We start from the raw sequence: 14890 nt of genomic DNA, 5'->3' as shown, positions 1-14890 counted from the left end.
TATCTCAGTCGGTGATCTCGACCGGCGCGCTGGGCGATGTGGGAGCCACAGCGGCTTCGGGCGTGGACTTCTTCTGGGCGATGCCCTGGAGGAGCGAGGCGAGGTCGACGCCGGTGGCGGAGGAGAGCAGTTCCATGCCCTGGGCGACGTTGTCGGTGACGGTGCGGGTCAACTGGCTGGCGCCGTCGGTGGAGATGACGGTCATCTTGTCGACGGCGGCGAGGGGTTCGGCGGCCTTGGCGACGACCTGCGGGAGGACCTCGACGAGCATCTGCAGGACGGCGGCGTCGCCGTACTGGCCGAAGGCGTCGGCCTTCTTGCGCATGGCCTCGGCTTCCGCTGCGCCCTTGGCACCGATGGCGGCGGCCTCGGCCTCACCCTCGATGCGTACGGCGTCGGCGAGGGCGGCGCGCTGGGCCTTCTCGCCCTCACCGGTCAGCCGGGCCCGCTCGGCGGCGGCCTCCGCCTCCTTCACCAGGGCGATGCGACGGGCCTCCGCCTCCTGCTCGGCCTGGTAGCGGGCGGCGTCGGCGGGCTTGCGGACCTGGGTGTCCAGCTGCCGGTCCGTCAGCGCGGCCTGGCGGGCGGCGACCTTCTCCTGCTCGGAGAGGATGTCCTGCTGCCGGGCGGCCTCGGCCATCGGACCGGCCGCGTTGGCCTGGGCGGAGGCCTCGTCCGTCTGGGCCTTGATCTCGGCCTGCTTCAGGTAGAGGGTCCGCTGCGCGACGGCGATTTCCTCCTCGGCCTTCAGCCGTGCCTGCTCGGCGGCCCGCCGGGCGACGGCCTCGGCGATGTCGGCCTCCTGCTTGGCGCGGGCGGCCTCGGGGCGGCCGAGGTCCTCGAGGTAGGAGCCTTCGGTGGTGATGTCCTGGATCTGGAAGGCGTCGAGCACCAGGCCCTGGCCGGAGAGGCTCGCCTCGGCCTCCTCGGCGACCTGACCCGCGAAGGCGGCGCGGTCGCGGATGATGTCCTCCACCGACATCCGGCCGACGATCGACCGCAGCGCGCCGGACAGCACCTCCTGGGTGAAGCCCACGATGCCGTCCTGCTGCATCAGGAACCGCTGGGCGGCGGCCCGGATCGAGTCCTCGGTACCCCCGACCTTGACGATCGCCACACCCTCCAGATTCGCCTTGACGCCCCGCAGGGTGACGGCACCGCGCACCGCCACGGGGATGTGCCGGCTCGACAGGTCGAGGCTGAACTTCTGCTGCACGAACGGCACGACGAAGACCCCGCCGCCGACCACGACCTTCTGGCCGCTGTTGTCGGTGTACTCCCGACCGGTGGCCGGGTCGGTGGTCTTCTTTCCGCGCCGACCAGTGATGATGAACGCCTCGCTGGGGCCGGCGACCTTGTACCGCGTGATGACGACGAGGCCGAGCAGGACGACCAGGACGACGATGCCCACCACAGAGGTGAGGACAGGGCTCATGACGAAACCCCCTTCGATCAGAAACGAACGATGAAGAACAGCAGCCGACGAGTGGTCAGCGTTCGACGGGACGGACGGTCACCGACGTCGGCGAGAGCACCGACTCGACCCACACGTCGGTGCCGCGTGCGACGGGCACGTCGGCCTTCGCCGCGTACTTCACCGGCTGGCCCGCGAGATGCAGCAGCACCTCGCCGTAACCGCCGGCGGGGATCCCCGTCACCACCGCACCCGACGTCCCCGTCAGGTCCTCGCCCCGCGGTGCGGGCGCGGAACCGTCGCGCATCAACGCCCGGCTGAACCTCCATGTCAGCCAGGCCACGCCGACCCCCGTGACCACGCCCGCACCGGCGGCGGCCCCCGCCCCCGTACCGGTGGTGCCGAGCACGATCGCCCCCGTGAAACCGAGAGCCGACACGAACCCGGCGATCACCGGCAACGACAGAACTCCGTCCAGCCCCCCGCCGAGCCCGTCGAGGACCCCCTCCAACACCCCGTCGAAGACCAGGGACAGGACCAGCAGCACCAGCCCCCCGATGCCGAGACCGAGAAACCACACCATGTCCCCGCTCCTTCGGCTGCCGGGCTTGTTCTGCCGTCCGGGCCATCGTGGCAGGGAACCGCGCATGCGTTCACTGCCGGACTTCGGCAGTCTTTACGCTCTCTTAATGCCGTGGTCGCACGGCCGGCGGGAGTACGGAGGCGGGAGCGGCCATCGCCCGGCACGCGACCGCTGAGACGGTCGTCGAGAAGGGCGACGACATCCTCGTCACGGGCAAGACCCGCGCCGTCGAGGCCTTCACACAACTGCCCTGACCAGTAAGATCGTGCGCCGGTGAGCCGGGAAGTCTGGTCGGCACAGTCTTCCGCCTGCCCCGAAGGACCGGTCATGCCTCTTTCCCTGATCCTGATCGCCTTCTTCGCGCTCGGCTTCCTGCTCTTCACCATCGTGCTGTGCGTACGCGTGTGGTGGATGGCCGAGCTGCCCCTGTGGCGCCGGACCCTCCCCACGCTGCTGCTGTGCCTGGCCCTGGCGGCGAGCATGAGCCGCGCCTGGGGTATCACCGCCGGCGCCGAAGCCGTCGCCTTCCCTCTGAACGCGGCCACCGCGCTCCTCGGGATGTTCGAGCTCGCCCGGCGGCGAGGCCGACAGCAACCGCCCGGGACGGGCGGATGAAGGACGGAAACATGGAGGAGTACGAAGAGCTGTTCGCTGACGTCGCGGCGAGCGGGCGGCGGCTGAACCGGGAAGAGCTCGAACGTCGCAGGGAAGCCGGGGAGCGGGCCGCGCGCGAGGGACTTCCTCTTCGCGCCCTCATCGGACGGCACCTGGAGGCGGTCCGCGCCGCCTGGCCCGAGCAGCCGCTGGCCCGACGGACGGCCCTCGACCTGCTCACCGTCGTCGAGCAGTCCGTCGACGCCTACGCCGGCGGCTTCGAGCGTGCCCAACGCCTGGCGGTGCGGCAGGAGGAGGCGGAACGCCGGGAGTTCATCGACGATCTGCTGTACGGGCGCAGCGACATCGGACGCATAGCCGAGCGCGCGGAACGGTTCGGACTGCGTCTGTCGCAGGCGCACGCGGTCGCCGTCGCTCGCGGCCCGCAGGCGTACAGCGAGGCCGATCCCATACCGCAGCAGGTCGAACGGTCGCTGATCGGGAGGTTCGACGACCGGCACATTCTGCTCACGACCAAAGGCGGCCGGATCGTGTGCGTCGCCCCGGGCGACCAGGCCGACGTCCTGACCTACTTCGCCAAGCAGGCGTTCGCCGCCACGGGCGGTGGCCAGGTGGCGGTCGGCCGGCCCCAGCCCGGCCCGCGCGGTGTCGTCCACTCCTACGAGGAAGCTCTCGGCGCCCTCGACCTCGCCGACCGCCTCGACCTCGACGCCCCCGTTCTGCACGCCGCCGACCTTCTCGTCTACCCGGTCCTCACGCGGGACCGGCAGGCCATGGAGGACCTCGTCAGCAGCGTCCTCGGGCCCCTGACGTCGGCGCGCGGCGGCGCGGAGCCCCTGCTCGACACGTTGACCGCGTTCTTCGACTCCGGATGTGTCACCACCCAGGCCGCCCGCCACCTCAACCTGTCGGTGCGGGCCGTAACCTATCGTCTGGACCGCATCCACCGCCTCACAGGCGTCGACGCCGCCGATCCGGCCAGTCGCTACACCCTCCAGACCGCTGTCATCGGCGCCCGCCTCCTCGGCTGGCCCGGGACGGCCCTCTGAGCGCTCCACCGCTCCGTCGCCGACCCCACGCAGGGGCGCGGTTTCGGCATCAAGGGGCGGGACCGGCCAGACACGGACCGTCGCCCAGCCGGTCGTCCCCGGGCCCGTCTTCACCTTGGCCCGGGCGGGCCTTGCTGCTCGCCGTCATCGGCATTCCTGGTCGGTACCTCCTCGCCCCGTCGTCAAGCGGGAGCCGAACTCTCGCCCTCACCCTGTTCTCCCAGGTGAGAGACGCCTGGCCGGACGCCCGGTCGCCCGATAGGGTGTGAAGAACGCATCAAGAAAACGATGCTGGTGTGCCGGGAAGTCTGGTCGGCGTCCGTGGGGCCTGCGTGCCCACCTGTCGACATGCCCCGGAGGATTCCTCCCCATGACTCAGGCACGCCCGCCCCGCAGGACCGTCTTCGGAATCCTCCCCTGGCCCGAGCGCCAGGCGATCGCCGAGGCCCTGCGCACCGAGACCGTGGGCGGTCTCGTCCTGCTCGCAGCCGCGATCGTCGCGCTCGTCTGGTCGAACAGCCCGTGGAGCGCTGCCTACGATTCGATACGGGACTTCCACTTCGGGATACCCGCCCTCGGCCTCGACCTCTCCGTCGGGCACTGGACCGCGGACGGGCTTCTGGCCGTCTTCTTCCTGGTGGCCGGCATCGAGCTGAAACGCGAACTCGTCGTCGGCGAGCTGCGCACCCCCGCCACCGCGGCCCTGCCTGTGGTCGCAGCACTGTGCGGCATGGCCGTGCCGGCGGCCCTCTACACGCTCACCGCCACGGCGGGCGGCGGCAGCCTCGACGGCTGGGCCGTGCCCATGGCCACCGACATCGCCTTCGCCCTCGCCGTCCTCGCGGTCATCAGCACCCATCTGCCCTCCGCCCTACGGGCGTTCCTGCTCACCCTCGCCGTCGTCGACGACCTCGGTGCCATCCTCATCATCGCGATCTTCTTCACCAGCGACCTCAACTTCTGGGCCCTCGGAGGGGCGTTCGCCGGCCTGGTCCTCTTCTACGTCCTCCAGCGCTTCCGCGTCCGCGGCTGGTACTGGTACGTGCCCCTCGGCATCGCCATCTGGGCACTGATGTACGACTCCGGCGTCCATGCCACCGTCGCCGGCGTCGCCATGGGCCTCATCCTGCGCACCACCCGCGACAAGGGCGAGGAAGCGTCACCGGGCGGACGCGTCTCCCACCTCGTCCACCCCTTCTCCGCCGGCGTCGCCGTTCCGCTCTTCGCCCTCTTCGCCGCGGGCGTGAGTGTCTCGGGCGAGGCCCTCGGCCACGTCTTCACCGATCCCGAACCCCTCGCCGTGTTGATCGGCCTCGTCGTCGGCAAGATCCTCGGCATCTTCCTGGGCACATACCTCGCGGCTCGCTTCACCCGCGCCCAGCTCAACCCCGACCTCGCCTGGGCCGACGTCTTCGGTCTCGCCACCCTGGCCGGCATCGGCTTCACCGTCGCCCTCCTCATCGGCGAACTCGCCTTCCCCGACCCGGCCGAGGCCGAACACGTCAAGGCCGCCGTCCTCGTCGGCTCCCTCATCGCCGCGACGCTCGCAGCGGTCCTCCTGCGCCGCCGCAACCGCATCTACAAGCGGCTGTGGGAAGAGGAGGAACTCGACGAGGACGCCGACGGCATCCCCGACATCTACCAGACCGGCGCCCCCGGAGGCCGACCGCGTTGACCGGTGACGGCCTGGGGGCGGCCCTGCTCGGCGCGACCTAGTCATCGCGCTCCTCGTCATCCGTACGGCGGTGCGCGAGCTCAGGGCTCCGGGCAGCGCTCGGCATGAGGGGGCGTTCTTGCGGGAGCGGCGAGGTCTGCTCACCTTTCTGGTGACGGTCTCGGTGCTGGCCGCGGTCAGCTGGAGCATCTCCGGACCGGCGCACCTGCCGTGGGCGGGCCTCGCCGCGCTCCTCGTCGCGCGCCTTTCGTCCAGGCCGTGACGGAGACCGGGCCTTGCAGGAGGTCGTGCCGCGCCACCTGGCCGCGTGCGGCTATCCCACGCGCGTGACGCTGGAGAGGCCGCTCTCCAGTGCCTTGGGTGTCTCGCCCAGCGACGCGCGGAGGAGCGGTCCATGCGCCGCACGGACGATGCGTCAGGGTCCCCTTTCAAGCGCACCACCACCGGGCTCGCGGCGAGGTCAGTCGCGAGGCGGGGTTGCCGGATGTCGGCAGGAAAGAGAGCGATCGGGTGCGCGTCAAGGACCTGTCAACAGCGCAGAGGGAACGTGTACGGTCCGTTGCGGGGTGCCGGGGGAGACGTACCTCGACACCCGCTACTCCGGCAGTGTCGTCGGCATCGGCACCCGCTCCCGCGTCTGCCCGGGCGCCCTCGGCACCGCGTACGTCAAGGTCACACCGCCCAAGGGGGCCGACGGCAGGCCCGCCTCGCTCGACGGCCCGAAGCGCGAGGCGCTGAACGAGCTCCTCACGTCCTTCGCCGCAGCCTCTGCAGCCCGTCACGGCTGCTCCACCAGCTGACGGGGGGCGCGGGCGGCGCCCGCTGAGGAAGGCGCGGTGGCCAGGGCGCACGGCTCAGGCCGCACACCCGCTGTCAAGGGTCGGTTGTGCCGGTCATCGTGCCCGCTGTTCGGGGGATCTGGGGGCCTGTCCGGCGGCTCTCCGCCCCAGCGCGGGCATCCGTGGGGGAAACGAAGGAGAGACCCGATGCCGCTTTATCTTTCGAGGTTCAGCTACACGCCGGAGACCTGGGCGAGGCTGATCGGGCACCCCGAGGACCGCGCAGAGGCGGCTCGATCGTATATCGAGTCTGTCGGCGGACAGCTCCACGGCTTCTGGTATGCCTTCGGCACTCACGACGGCTACAACCTGTGGGAGGCTCCGGACAACGTGTCCATGACGGCCGTTGCGCTGGCGATCACCGGAGGCGGCGCGCTCAGCTCGTTCGAGACGACGGTTCTCCTGACCGTCGAGGAAACACTGGATGCCCTGGCCAGAGCCGGTCAGGTCCGGTACCGGTCTCCCGGCGCGGAGCGGTGAGTTGCCATGGTCTTCGTTTGGGTCCTCCGCGCGTCCGAGCACCACTCCCCGCAGGAGATCGCCGACCGCATCGGCCGGCGATTGCGCCTGAACGGACACCACGTGGAGACGCAGGCGCTGCCCGCGACCTCCGACAGGCAGTGGCCTTCGCCGGGCGAAGGGCTTGTGCTGGGCAGCGCGGTCCATGACGGCGCCTGGCTGCCCGCGGCGGAGCACTTCGTCAGGATCAACGCTGATCGCCTGGGCGGACAGCCGACGTGGATGTTCAGCGCTGCCCGTCGGCGCGGGCAGGTGTCCGCCGTCGTCAGACGTCCGCGGCGGCGCGCCCGCGTCTGCGGACAGTGGTGGCGGCCAGGGCACCCGCGGCCGTCGCGGTGATGGAGAGGAGGACGAACCCCCACGTGTAGTCGTGAGCGACGCTGTCGACCGCTCCCATCACGAGAGGCGGGAAGAAGCCTCCGAGACCACCCGCCGCACCGACCACTCCGGTCACCGAGCCGACCCGCTCGGCCGGGACCAGACGTGCGACGAGCGCGAAGACGGCCCCGGACCCGGCTCCCAGGCCGGCGGCCATGCCGAAGAAGGCCGCCGTTCCCACCGGGACCAGGTCCGCCTCGAACGCCGCGACCAGGGCGCACACCGAAACGAGCCCGTACGAGGCCGTCAGTACGGGGACGGGGTGGGTGCGGTCCGACAGCCAGCCGCCCACGGGCCGCATCGCCACGGCGAGGAGGACGAACCCCGCGGTTCTCAGTGCCGCGTCGGAGCGGCCGAGCTCGTAGGCCCGGGTGAGATAGGTCGGCAGGTAGACGCTGAAGGCGACGAACCCGCCGAAGGAGACGGCGTAGAGGAAGGCCAGCTGCCAGGTGGCTGTTGTACGCACGGCCAGCGCCGTGCGCGAGAACAGGGAACCTGCCGCCGTCGCGCGCCCTGGCTTGTCGCGGAGCAGGAGCCGGGCCACGCCGGCGTACACGGCGAGGCAGGCGGCCACGAGGTCGAACGGGAAGGCCCGTCCGACGGCGTCGGCGAGCTGGACGGTGGTGAACGCCGACAGGGCCGTTCCACCGGTGCCGATACCGAAGATTCCGAGGGCGACGCCCCGCCGCGCGGGTGGGTACCAGGCATTGACGAACGGCACGCCGACGGCGAAGGCCGTGCCCCCGAGCCCGAGGAGGAAGCCGCCGGCGAGCACCTCGGCCAGCGAGTCGGCCAGGTGCCCCAGGTACAGAACGGGGAGGATCGTCAGCCCCGCGATGAGGGGGAAGACGCGGCGTGCCCCCCAGCGGTCCGTCAGCGCCCCGGCCGGGATCCGGCCGAGCGCGCCGACCACCACGGGCACGGCGACCACCAGCGACTGCTGGAAGGAGCTGAGCGCGAGGTCGTCCCGGAGCCGTGGGCCGAGGGGGCCAGCAGCGCCCAGGCCCAGAAGCTGAGCGTGAACCCGGTGGTGGCGAGGATCAGCATCTGCCACGGCTGCGGTGTATCCGCGACCGGCCGGCCTCCCGCTTTCCGGACCATGGTGACCTCCCGGCGCTGATCCGTGCGGCGGCGTCAACCCCGCTGTTCCCACACTCCGGCTGCCTGGATCCCGTCCCCAGGGGCCACTCGTTCCCTTCCGTGACCGTGCGGCCCCACGGCATGGGCCGGTCGGCCCTGTGCGGGGAGTCCCGGGCCGGGCACGGTGGGGGTGACGGACTGGGCGCGGGCAGGAGTGTCCGGCTCCTGCCGGTCCGCCGTCGGGAGCGTGAGTGGCGATGATGTTCTGGTACGGCGACGGCCTGAGCGGATGGGGCTGGTTCGCCATGTCGGCCGGGATGGTGCTGTTCTGGGGGCTGCTCATCACCGTCGCGGTGATGCTCTTCCGCTCACTGGACCACGCCGCGGAACGGCCTCGGGGCTTCGGCCCGGCGGCGTCGACGAGGAAGACCCGCGTGGGTGCGGTGGCTGCCGGCAGATCGGTCATGGCGACCCCCGTGGTCGGTCGGTACGTCGGTACGTGCCCGCCCCCACGAGGATTGTCCGTCACGGAGCGTCTCAAGGGGCACCGAGTTCCATGCGGACGTCGACGACGCCCTCCACAGCCCGCACGGCGCGGGCGACCAGCGGCACCAGCGACCGGTCGGAGAGCGACCCACGGATCGTGGCCACACCGTCCGCGACCGTCACCTCGAGTCCCACGGGGGCGGCCGGCTCGCCGAGGACGGAGTGGCGGATGTCCTCCTCGATCTCGGCGTCCGTCCGGAGGAACACCTTCAGCAGATCGCTCCGGCTGACCACGCCCTCCAACATGCCGACGCCGTTGACCACGGGCAGACGCTTCACCTTCCGGGTCGCCATGATCCGTGCCGCTTCGGCGAGCGTCGCGTCAGGATGGACGCTCACGGCCGGGCTGGACATGAGTTCCCCGGCCCGTACGGCTCCGGCCTTGGACGCCGCGGCGAACTCGTCCGGGCGGGGCTCATCCGTGCGGAACTCCTCCTTCGGCAGCAGATCGGCCTCCGACACGACCCCGATCACCCGTCCCTCCCCCTCAAGAACGGGCAGGGCACTCACCTTCCACTGGTCCATGAGCGCGACGATCTCCTTGTACGGCGCGTCACGCCCGATGGCTATGGTGGTGTGGGTCATGACGTCGCTGACGGTGTAGCGCGAGGCGGGCATCACGTTCTCCCAGAGAGGTGAAGATCTCCAGGCCGCTTCCGAGTGTTCATCGGGGGCCTCCGCGTCGGTGTCCACTCCAGTCTGGCCTCGTTCCGCGAGGAGAGAGGAGGGCCGGATGGCCCCCTTACGGCTCTGTTCGGCCCGTGTGAAGCGTGTCGGTCCGCTGGGAGGTCCGCGACGACGTCCACGAAGGCTCCCGCGATGACGCCGACGGCGGCACGACGCGCTTCAACGAGTGCGCCCTGTTCTCGGTGACTCTCGTCGCCTCCGGCGCCGAGGCCCTCAAGGGCGCCACCATCAGCACCCTTCGCCTCCTCGACCTCGCGCCCGCCCTCACTCAGCACATCGGCCTCCCCGCGAAGGACAGCCGACCAGCTCCAGCCCTTCACCGCTCCCCGAACTCACCGGACCGGCATTCACTCCGCCAGGAGGCCTGCCGCACGGGCCGGGTGGCGTGGAACGGCCGTGTCGTGCCCTGGCCGACGATCACGGCCCGTGACCACCCCCGTGCTTGCCAGTGGCGTTCCTGCGTGGGCCGGTCAAGCGACCTGGAGGGCCGCGCCCCACGCCTTTGCGCGATCCCGTTCGCCTGCGCGCAGCGGCCCTTCGGTGTCCTCGATGATGAACCCCTCGGGTTCCGCGACGAGTTCGTAGCCATGGCTGCGCAGCCGGCGTGCGATGCCGCCGGCGGCGGCGCCGGCCAGGCGCATGTCCGCCCTGGTGTCGAAGGCGGCGGCGGCATGGGTGCCGGTGTGGGCCTTCGGGAGCGTGTCGTGGAACCAGTTGCGGACTCCGGGGCCTTCGGCGCCCTCCTCGGGGGTGAAGGGGCGCTCCTCCTTCCCGGCCTCCTGCTGCTCGGCCTTCAACCCCATCTTCCGGCTCATCCCGGTGGTCATGCCCCGCATATGGGTCGGCCCGCCGACGACCAGCAGGTCGGTGGGGCCGATGCGCTCCGGCAGCGCGTCGGCCACTGGCACGCACTCGACCTCGGCGTCCGGGTGCGCTTCCTTCAGGCCCTCTCCGATCGCGTCAGCGATCTCGCGCGTGTTGCCGAACAGACTCTCGTACACGATCACAGTACGCATCAGGACTCATCTCCTCAGGCGCTTCCTGCGCCGGTTTCCGCTGCCGCTTCGATCGCCCGCAGCGCTCCGCGCAGCACGATGCCGACGCCCGGGGAAACCAGCGTCCAGTAGCGGCCGAACCGCGCGGTGGAAGCCGGGTCGGTGCAAGCGGTACGCGCTTCGTAAGTCAGGAGGGACCGGCGTGCCCCGTAGGGGTGGACGACGAAAGCGGCGGCCAGCTTGGCCCAGCCGGGCTCCTCGAAGTCCACGTAGTCACCCGGTTCGACTCGGCGCCACTCGATGGTGGGCTTCCACACCTTGCCGACCGCCCCGAAGACGATCTCGCGCCCCGCGCGCTCCCCGAGGGCAACCCAGGGTCTGACCTCCGGGCCCCCCTGATCACCGGTCGCGGTGGTGTCGGTTGCGGTGGAGTCGAACAGGTCGGACACCCGCATCGAAGGTGGCGTGGCCACGGGCCGACGGCGCACTCGGTCCGGCACTCCACGCGCCCACATGACCACGTCGAACAGCGGCGCGTGGATGGACAGCATGTCCAGATCGCGGGCCGCGCGGTACACGACGTCCGGCGCGGCCGCCATCACGGCGCACTCCAGGCGGGAGAACCGGAACACGGGCAGAGCCGCGTCGAGCAGGAGAGGCTCGGCTGTCGCGGTAGCGCTCGGCTGGGTATCCATGGAGACCTCCCGGATCCGACACCACCAGTCTGGCCCACAGGAGAGGCATCTCGCTGGGGCCGAACGGTCCTGGGTCGACCGGCCAGGGGGGGCCGAAGACCGTCTGCGAGGGCCCGCGTCCCATGAACCTTCTGCTGCTCCACCCGATGGAGGACGTCTCGGTCTGGCTCTGGACCTCGGCTGCGGTCGCGGCACGAGCAGCCCGACTCTCGCAGACGGCCTCGGTCAGCCCGCGTCCCAGCCGTGTTCGCGCTTGCCGACCGTCCACTCGTAGCCCACCCGCTGCCTCCGTGGACCCGACGGGCGCCGGGGCGAGGGGTACGCCGCCGCGAGGGGCGGGAACCCCGCCGTGGCCCAGGCGCGTCACCCCGGGTGAACGCCTCCGCTCCCTCCAGGAGCGGCAAGACGTCACAGGTCGGCCGCGGCAGGACGCGCCGTCGCGAGGCACGTCGTGGGGGGCACGTCGTGGAGGGGACCGGATGGACGCCGACGAGGGCCGCGAAGGCGACGACACACGCGACCCGGATGCCGTGCGCCGGCAGAACAGGTATTGGGCGATCGGCGCCACGATCACCCTCGTGCTGCTGGCCCTCTTCATGATCTGGATCGACGAGGACCCCGGCCCGGTCTGCGGTACCGGCCAGGACAAGTACCCCTGTTGACGGTTCCGCCGCCGCACCACGCCCGACCTGTGCGTTCGGCCGCGGACCCCGGGGCGCCGCCGGACTGCGAGCAACATCACGGCCCGGGGCGTACAACCCTTCGGTCCCCTCGCGAATCGTGTGTGCGCCGGGCCTGTGCGGCCCGGCGCACACACGACTCGACCAAGGGCAGAACACTTTGACAGACAAGACAGCAGGCGTGCGGCGCCGTGCCGTGATCGTCGCGATCACGACCTCGGCCGTCCTGGGCGGCGGCCTCTTCGCCGGCCAGGCGCAGGCCGCGACGGCGCCCGCCCCGTCCATCACCGCCCCGGGCGGCTTCGTCATGAACAACATGACGGGCGCGACGCTCTTCGGCAAGGCCGCGGACACCCGCCGGTCGACCGGCTCCACCACGAAGATCATGACGGCGAAGGTGGTGCTGGCCCAGCCGCACCTCAACCTCGACGCGAAGGTCACGATAGACAAGGCCTACAGCGACTACATCGTCTCCAGGAACGCCTCCTCGGCCCGGCTCATCGTCGGGGACAAGGTGACGGTCCGGCAGCTCCTCTACGGGCTCATGCTGCCGTCGGGGTGTGACGCCGCCTACGCGCTGGCCGACAAGTTCGGCACCGGCTCCACGCGGGCGGCCCGGGTGAAGTCGTTCATCGGGAAGATGAACGACGAGGCCCGGAAGCTGGGCCTGAGGAACACGCACTTCGACTCGTTCGACGGGATAAGCAACGGGTCGAACTACTCGACCCCGCGCGACCTGACGAAGATCGCGAGCAGTGCGATGAAGAACTCCACGTTCCGCACCATCGTCAAGACGAAGAGCACGACCCAGCGGGTGACCACCAGGACCGGCGGTTACCGGAACATGTCGTGGACCAACACGAACAAGCTGCTGAGCACGTACAGCGGCGCGATCGGCGTCAAGACGGGTTCGGGTCCGCAGGCCAGGTACTGCCTCGTCTTCGCGGCCACCCGTGGCAACAAGACGGTCATCGGCGCGGTGCTCGGCTCGCCGAACGAGGCGAACCGGGCGACCGACGTGAAGAAGCTGCTCGACTACGGCTTCACGAGGTAGCAGGCGGGAGCGGCGCATCACCCGCGCCGGTCCCGCCCGCCCCGGGCCGCCTCCCACCGAGTGGGAGGCGGCCCGGCGGCGGGAAACGCCCCTCGCGGCGCCGGGCGGTCCGGCGGCGGGAAACGCCCCTCGCGGCGCCGGGCGGTCCGGCGGCGGGAAACGCCCCTCGCGGCGCCGGTTCAGAGTGCTCCGGCGCCGTCGCCGAGCACCCGCACGGCCTCCACGATCAGCCGCCAGAACCCCTCGGCGTCGACGTGCACCGCGACCTCGGTGTCGGCGGGCCGGCCCGTGACACCGTGGAGGTCCACGATCGTCGCGCCGCGCGTGTAGGTGCCCGCCAGCTCCACCGTCACCGCCGCCCGCACCAGCTCCGTCAGGGACGGGTCGATCAGGTGCGCGACGGTGAGCGGGTCGTGCAGCGGGGGCGCGTCGAAACCGAACACCTCGCGGTAGGTGGACGCGAAGTAGGTCAGCAGGTCGACGCAGAGCGCGCTGAGCGGGGTGCCGAGCGCGGCGATCCGGGCGACGACCTCGGGGGTGGCCCGCACCTGATGGGTGGCGTTGAGGCCGAACATCGTGACCGGCCGTCCGCTGCGGAAGACGATGTCCGCCGCCTCCGGGTCGCACAGGATGTTGAACTCCGCCGCGGGAGTCGTGTTGCCGCGTCCGGTCGAGCCGCCCATGAGCACGATCCGCTCGATCCGCCCGGCGAGCTCGGGGTACGCGAGCAGGAAGGCCGCGACGTTGGTGAGCGGGCCGGTCGGCACGAGCGTCACCGGCGTGGGATGCGTGAGCAGGATGTCCCTCAGCAGGGTGAGCGCGCCGCGCGGGTCCAGCGGGACGTCCGGTTCCTCCTGTCCGAAGCGGGGACCGTCCAGGCCCGAGCCGCCGTGGATGTCCTCGGCGACCCGGCGGGGTCCGTGCAGGGGCCGGTCGCGGCCCGCCGCGACCGGCACCCCCCGGATGCCGGCCGCGGAACAGACCCGGCGGGCGTTGAGCGTGGTCTTCCCGACCGTCTGGTTCCCCGCGACGGTCGTGATCGCGAGCAGCTCGATCGCGGGGTGCGCGGCGGCCAGCAGGATGTTGAAGGCGTCGTCGTGACCGGGATCGCAGTCGAGGATCACGGGAACCGGCATGGCCCCACCGTGCCACATTCCGACCGTCGCGCGCAGGCCACCGTCCCTCCTTACGCTGGGAGGCGAGGGCGAAGAGGCCAGGGGCGGAGACGAGGAGGGGCGCCATGGCGTCCGGCATCGCCGTACACCGAGCGGAGCTGCGGGACGGGCTCGTGCTCCCGTACGCCGAGACGGGCAGCCCCGACGGCGCGAAGGTCGTCCTCGTCCACGGCTACGCCGACTCGTGGTGGACCTTCGAACCGCTGCTGCGTGGCCTCCCGCCGTCGCTGCACGTGTACGCCCCCACCCAGCGCGGCCACGGCGAGGCCGACAAGCCGCCCGACGGCTATCTCCCCGAGGACCTCGCCCTCGATCTCGTGGCCTTCATGGACGCCGTGGGGATCGGCCGCGCCGTGCTCGTCGGCGGCTCCAGCGGCGGGATCCAGGCGCGGATCGTGGCCGGGCGCTACCCCGACCGGGTGGTGGGGCTCGTGCTCCTCGGGGTGCCGGCCGAACTCGCCGGCAAGCCGGCCGTCACGGAGCTGTGGGAGACCGTCCGCGGCCTGCAGGACCCGGTGGACCGTGCCTTCGCCGAGAACTTCAGTGCGGGCATGACGGCGGAGCCCGTCGGACGCGGCTTCCTGGAGACCGTGGTCGACGAGAGCCTGAAGGCTCCGGCCCATGTGTGGCGGGAGACGCTGCGCGGCCTGCTGGAGACCGATCTGAGGGCCACCCTGGCCGGGATCCTCGTGCCCACGCTGGTGGTCTGGGGGGACCAGGACCCCTTGCTGACGCGGGAGGAGCAGCAGGTGATCCTCGACGCCGTCCCCGGCTCCCGGCTGATCGTCTACGAGGGGGTCGGCCACGTGCCGTACTGGGAGCGCCCGGAGCGGGTGGCGCCCGACATCGCCGACTTCGTACGGGGTCTGCAGGGGCCCGGGGGGACCTGACGCGCTGCCACCACGC

Annotated in this window: 16 protein-coding genes and 1 pseudogene; 10 read left to right on the top strand and 7 right to left on the bottom strand. The window is 71.4% G+C overall.

Going from position 1 to position 14890, the window contains the following annotated elements; translation table 11 throughout:
* Nucleotides 1-4 precede the first annotated feature (4 nt).
* Together ACIRQF_RS10440 and ACIRQF_RS10435 are read right to left on the bottom strand one after the other, a co-directional pair.
* Nucleotides 5-1435: a flotillin family protein gene (locus tag ACIRQF_RS10440; RefSeq protein WP_404090705.1), complete on the bottom strand. Its 1431-nt coding sequence runs from the start codon at nt 1433-1435 to the stop codon at nt 5-7.
* Between the two features lie 55 nt (nt 1436-1490).
* Nucleotides 1491-1997, bottom strand: a complete 507-nt coding sequence (locus ACIRQF_RS10435; RefSeq protein ID WP_404090703.1) for a hypothetical protein — start codon at nt 1995-1997, stop codon at nt 1491-1493.
* Between the two features lie 327 nt (nt 1998-2324).
* Here ACIRQF_RS10435 and ACIRQF_RS10430 point away from each other — a divergent pair, with 327 nt between their 5' ends.
* From ACIRQF_RS10430 to ACIRQF_RS10400, 7 genes are all read left to right on the top strand, one after another.
* The gene (locus ACIRQF_RS10430; RefSeq protein WP_404090700.1) at nt 2325-2612 is read left to right on the top strand and encodes a hypothetical protein; all 288 of its coding nucleotides are present in this window, start codon (nt 2325-2327) and stop codon (nt 2610-2612) included.
* A gap of 11 nt (nt 2613-2623) precedes the next feature.
* Nucleotides 2624-3661, top strand: a complete 1038-nt coding sequence (locus ACIRQF_RS10425; protein ID WP_404090698.1) for a PucR family transcriptional regulator — start codon at nt 2624-2626, stop codon at nt 3659-3661.
* Nucleotides 3662-4031: 370 nt separating this feature from the next.
* A complete protein-coding gene (gene nhaA / locus ACIRQF_RS10420; protein WP_404090695.1) occupies nt 4032-5336 on the top strand; it encodes a Na+/H+ antiporter NhaA in 1305 nt (434 codons plus the stop codon).
* A 118-nt stretch (nt 5337-5454) separates the two neighbouring features.
* A complete protein-coding gene (locus tag ACIRQF_RS10415) occupies nt 5455-5598 on the top strand; it encodes a hypothetical protein (protein WP_404090692.1) in 144 nt (47 codons plus the stop codon).
* A gap of 304 nt (nt 5599-5902) precedes the next feature.
* Complete coding sequence (locus ACIRQF_RS10410; RefSeq protein WP_404090689.1) at nt 5903-6136, top strand: hypothetical protein; 234 nt, start codon at nt 5903-5905, stop codon at nt 6134-6136.
* 186 nt (nt 6137-6322) lie between these two features.
* Nucleotides 6323-6655 (top strand): GYD domain-containing protein, encoded by a 333-nt coding sequence (locus ACIRQF_RS10405; RefSeq protein ID WP_404090687.1) that lies wholly within the window; start codon nt 6323-6325, stop codon nt 6653-6655.
* Between the two features lie 6 nt (nt 6656-6661).
* The gene (locus ACIRQF_RS10400; RefSeq protein WP_404090684.1) at nt 6662-7033 is read left to right on the top strand and encodes a flavodoxin domain-containing protein; all 372 of its coding nucleotides are present in this window, start codon (nt 6662-6664) and stop codon (nt 7031-7033) included.
* On the opposite strand, the pseudogene ACIRQF_RS10395 reads toward ACIRQF_RS10400, so the two are convergent.
* From ACIRQF_RS10395 to ACIRQF_RS10380, 4 genes and pseudogenes are all read right to left on the bottom strand, one after another.
* Nucleotides 6960-8173 (bottom strand): annotated as a pseudogene (locus tag ACIRQF_RS10395) (nitrate/nitrite transporter). The gene ACIRQF_RS10400 and the pseudogene ACIRQF_RS10395 sit on opposite strands and share 74 nt — an antisense overlap.
* Before the next feature lie 516 nt (nt 8174-8689).
* Nucleotides 8690-9316, bottom strand: a complete 627-nt coding sequence (locus ACIRQF_RS10390) for a CBS domain-containing protein (protein ID WP_404090681.1) — start codon at nt 9314-9316, stop codon at nt 8690-8692.
* A gap of 539 nt (nt 9317-9855) precedes the next feature.
* Complete coding sequence (locus ACIRQF_RS10385; RefSeq protein ID WP_404090679.1) at nt 9856-10401, bottom strand: flavodoxin family protein; 546 nt, start codon at nt 10399-10401, stop codon at nt 9856-9858.
* A gap of 14 nt (nt 10402-10415) precedes the next feature.
* Complete coding sequence (locus ACIRQF_RS10380) at nt 10416-11075, bottom strand: hypothetical protein (protein ID WP_404090676.1); 660 nt, start codon at nt 11073-11075, stop codon at nt 10416-10418.
* Nucleotides 11076-11554: 479 nt separating this feature from the next.
* Here ACIRQF_RS10380 and ACIRQF_RS10375 point away from each other — a divergent pair, with 479 nt between their 5' ends.
* On the top strand, nt 11555-11737 hold the full coding sequence (locus ACIRQF_RS10375; protein ID WP_382480329.1) for a hypothetical protein: 183 nt from the start codon (nt 11555-11557) through the stop codon (nt 11735-11737).
* Nucleotides 11738-11936: 199 nt separating this feature from the next.
* Nucleotides 11937-12809, top strand: a complete 873-nt coding sequence (locus ACIRQF_RS10370) for a D-alanyl-D-alanine carboxypeptidase family protein (RefSeq protein WP_404090674.1) — start codon at nt 11937-11939, stop codon at nt 12807-12809.
* 179 nt (nt 12810-12988) lie between these two features.
* Here ACIRQF_RS10370 and ACIRQF_RS10365 read toward each other — a convergent pair whose 3' ends face one another.
* Nucleotides 12989-13945 (bottom strand): nucleoside hydrolase, encoded by a 957-nt coding sequence (locus tag ACIRQF_RS10365; RefSeq protein ID WP_404090672.1) that lies wholly within the window; start codon nt 13943-13945, stop codon nt 12989-12991.
* 104 nt (nt 13946-14049) lie between these two features.
* On the opposite strand from ACIRQF_RS10365, the gene ACIRQF_RS10360 reads away from it, so the two are divergent.
* Nucleotides 14050-14874 carry an alpha/beta fold hydrolase gene (locus ACIRQF_RS10360; protein WP_404090669.1) on the top strand — a complete coding sequence of 275 codons (825 nt, stop codon included), beginning with the start codon at nt 14050-14052 and terminating at the stop codon, nt 14872-14874.
* Nucleotides 14875-14890: the final 16 nt, after the last annotated feature.

The sequence above is a fragment of the Streptomyces sp. NPDC101191 genome, from assembly GCF_044767915.1.
Taxonomy (GTDB): Bacteria; Actinomycetota; Actinomycetes; order Streptomycetales; family Streptomycetaceae; genus Streptomyces.
This window is presented reverse-complemented; position numbering and strand designations above follow the sequence as displayed.